This is a genomic window from Nostoc sp. (genome assembly GCF_036919595.1).
In the GTDB taxonomy this organism is placed as follows: Bacteria; Cyanobacteriota; Cyanobacteriia; order Cyanobacteriales; family Nostocaceae; genus Nostoc.
The window spans coordinates 1-3,321 of the sequence record NZ_JBALCO010000065.1 but is presented as its reverse complement, the minus strand read 5'-3'; the positions used below and the strand labels follow the sequence as shown (position 1 = coordinate 3,321).

Here is a 3,321-nt window from a genome sequence, read left to right as displayed (position 1 = left end):
ATTGGGAGACCTCAAGCTTTGGTTTCGTTACCTTTATCTTGTGGTTTCCCTTTCTTTTTTGCTACCCCTTCTCACTCACATAAGGCGTATAATATATGACTATATTAATTGTCTCCGGCGTCCTTGCACTTGTAGTCGCTGGATTAATGGTAGGGAACGAAATCACGGTCGGTTTTTTCGTCCACCCGCAGCTATGGAAGCTCGATGACGCTACACATGTTAAAGCAGCCCAACCGCTAGCACGTATATTCGGTGCGTTCATGCCCTTCTGGTACGCTGCTACCCTTATCACTTCATCTTTTTTTACTTATCAGTTGCATACTCTCTCCAACCCCATATTTTTCAGGTTTGCCATTGCAGCCACCGTGATCTGGCTTCTTAGTATTATCTGTACTATCGTTGCTCTGGCACCAATTAACGACGAGGTTGCTAAATGGAATTTGGAGAACTTACCCAAAAACTGGAAAGAAAGGCGTAGACTTTGGGATAATCGTCATGCAATTCGGGTGATTGCATTGCTTATCGCATTCATTTTCCTGACAATTGCGTGCGTTGGAAGGTAAACTCAAGCCATTCATATATGCACGAAGCTCTCTACCCAGAAGTAGATCTATTATCCCTCACTTTGCTAACTCAAAACCACTCTATAACTGTAGCCACCTGCAATACTAATCACTCAAACCTGCAATCAAGACATTTTATAACCAGGATTAATTGCAGCTAGAATTTTAGTTTAACCAGGATTAATTGCAACTAGAAAAGTTAAAAAAAGGAACGGTTTCTTTACTGCTTCACTGGTAAGGCTTAGTCCTTCTTAACCCGTCGGTTTTCCAGTAAAAAAACTCGGTAAAGAATTCAAAGTTAATATTAGTCTTTTTTTCTTTGCTCCTAGAGTGTGAGCTTTTGATCCTGTCAATCAGCAACGCTAAGTATTTATTTTAAGCAGACTTCGAGTCAGATCGCCGTAGTGCATGGGGTAAATTATCTTGCATTTGATGGCGTAGAGAAGTACCGCCACTAGCGATTAAGATTCGGTCTTGTTGGTAGAAAACCACCATTTCTCCACCAAAAGTCTGTTCAAGGTTGGCGGGAGTGAAGACATCGATTGGTTGACCTTGGCTGATTAAACCGTGGTTGAAACAAACTACCCAAGGCAAATGAGTAGCTACTGAGTTGAGGTCATGGGTGGAGAGGATAATTGTCAAACCTTGCTGATTCAAATCAGCTAATAAATGCAAAAGTTCGTGTTGAACGTGCAAATCTGAACTACTAGTAGGTTCATCTAAAAGAACGATTTCCGGCTCTCCTACTAAAGCACGGGCAATAAAAACCCTTTGCTGTTGACCACCGGATAGATTACCGATGGGTTGATGGGCAACATGGGCAACGCCGACGCGTTCTAGGAGTTCGCTAGCAACTTGGCGATCGCGTTTTGAAGACCAGGGCAGCATTTTCTGTTTTTGGTAACGCCCCATCATTACCACTTCCAGAGCCGTGACTGGAAAAGTCCAATCTACTGTTTCCACTTGCGGCACATAGCCCACTAAAGGCGGTGCTAATCCAGGTTTTAAGCGCTTTCCTCGAAACCAAATCTCTCCAGTCCAAGGAATCACCAACCCTAATATCGCTCTAATTAAAGTACTTTTACCACTGCCAGAAGGCCCCACTAAGCCGGTCAGTTGACCAGGGTAAAGCGTCAAATTAACACCCGTAAAAACTGGCTGGGTTTGGTAGCCACAAGTCAAATTTCTAACTTCAAGTATCGGTTCCATGCACTTATTTTCTCTATGCTACTTAGTTGCTGTTGGACCGACGACATTTGCAGTATTTAAGTTTTTCACTAAATCAGAATTTCCCCCTAAGCCAGAGGCGATAATCCGCATATTGTTAGCCATCATGCCAATATAGGTATGCTCAGGATTAGTATCTTCAATTGCATTAGCTGACCCCTTACCTGGTAACTCGTCATCGGCGGTATTAGCGGTTTTTACCTTCGCTTCGCGGGCAATTTGTTCTTCTACTTTGCTAGGGTAAACCTCAGAACCAAAAATTGCTGGGACGCCTATTTTCCGAATTTGGTCAATAAGCTTTGCTACATCTTTAGCGGAAGGTTCTTTAAAATCTGAAGGTTGGATTGCACCAATCACTTGAAAACCATACTCTCTAGCCCAATAGGCCCAAGAATCGTGATAGGTCAAAAGTTTACGGTTTTTAGCGGGAATACTGGCGACGATTTCCCGTGTTGCTTTGTCTAAGGCTTCTAGGCGTTGTAAATAATTTTTCAGATTGGTAGCGTAGTAATCTTTGCCACCAGGGTCTAAAGTGGTTAACTGTTCGGCAGCTAGTTTGGCATAAGCCTCAGCATACTTGGTGTTTACCCACAGATGAGGATTGGGATCACCTTTTTCTTTAGGAAAGCTGAAGTCAAAAAGCCATTGGTCTTGGGTAATAGTTTTACTACCTAGTTCAAAGATTTTAGTTTCTTTGGGCTTGGAGGCGATCGCTAGTTTTTCGGTTGGGGATTCTAAATGCAACCCATTAGCGATGATCAGATTAGCTTTGGATAGGAGATCGGCATCGCTAGGACGAGGCTCAAAGGTGTGAGAATCGGTTCCTTCTGGAATAATGCCTTTAACTTCTAGGCGATCGCCTGCAATGTTGCTGACAATATTTGTTAAAGGAGCAACTGTCGTGACAACTAAAAGCTTACTTTGTATCTTTTGCTCTGCTGCTGCAACTGGAGTGGTTGTTACTTTTGGGCTGGGAGACACCGCCGTATTCTGAGGCGGACTACAAGCTACTACCATGAAGGTGAGTGCCAATAGCAATCCAGAGAGGGTCTTCATTACACTCAAGCCTTCTAAAATTCAAGGGTCAGCCTATTATTAAAGCTCTACTCAGTATAAAGATGCAATGCCCCCATAGAGTATTTTCGCTGTGAAATATTTAGATTTTTTTTACCAATTGATCTCATATCCGGCAAATTACTTATAGATGATTGTGAGAGCTACGTAAATGCTGAAGATGGCTTCCTGTTGGGGAGCATCCTAAATGTGCAAAAACCTTGATATCCCTCATCCCCTAACCCCGCTAAATTGTTGGAATCATGGCGATGCCTGCGGTTCTTGCTAGTCAACGCATTTGTTATTTCGGGGAACTCATTTGTTATTTCGGGGAACTCATTTGTTATTTCGGGGAACTCATTTGTTATTTCGGGGAACTCATCTGTTATTTCGGGGAACTCATTTGTTATTTCGGGGAACTCATTTGTTATTTCGGGGAACTCATTTGTTATTTCGGGGAACTCATTTGTTATTTCGG

At 42.8% G+C, this 3,321-nt stretch carries 4 protein-coding genes; 2 read left to right on the top strand and 2 right to left on the bottom strand.

Annotation, left to right across the window (positions count from 1 at the left end; all coding sequences use genetic code 11):
- The first annotated feature begins 95 nt into the window (after positions 1-95).
- Entirely contained in the window at positions 96-563 is a 468-nt protein-coding gene (locus V7K21_RS08915) for a DUF1772 domain-containing protein (RefSeq protein WP_335173443.1), read from the top strand.
- A 375-nt stretch (positions 564-938) separates the two neighbouring features.
- Here the strand turns inward: V7K21_RS08915 and V7K21_RS08910 are convergent, their stop codons facing one another.
- Positions 939-1,772: a metal ABC transporter ATP-binding protein gene (locus V7K21_RS08910; protein ID WP_298914845.1), complete on the bottom strand. Its 834-nt coding sequence runs from the start codon at positions 1,770-1,772 to the stop codon at positions 939-941.
- Positions 1,773-1,790: 18 nt separating this feature from the next.
- Complete coding sequence (locus tag V7K21_RS08905) at positions 1,791-2,846, bottom strand: metal ABC transporter substrate-binding protein (RefSeq protein WP_335173440.1); 1,056 nt, start codon at positions 2,844-2,846, stop codon at positions 1,791-1,793.
- A 249-nt stretch (positions 2,847-3,095) separates the two neighbouring features.
- Between V7K21_RS08905 and V7K21_RS30625 the strand changes: the two genes are divergently transcribed.
- Positions 3,096-3,321, top strand: a 226-nt coding sequence (locus V7K21_RS30625; RefSeq protein WP_442948861.1) for a hypothetical protein, incomplete at its 3' end; no start/stop codon positions are given.

Coding starts and splice junctions, on each gene's coding strand:
- V7K21_RS08915 (WP_335173443.1), top strand. CDS start 96: ATGACTATATTAATTGTCTCCGGCGTCCTTGCACTTGTAGTCGCTGGA.
- V7K21_RS08910 (WP_298914845.1), bottom strand. CDS start 1,772: ATGGAACCGATACTTGAAGTTAGAAATTTGACTTGTGGCTACCAAACC.
- V7K21_RS08905 (WP_335173440.1), bottom strand. CDS start 2,846: ATGAAGACCCTCTCTGGATTGCTATTGGCACTCACCTTCATGGTAGTA.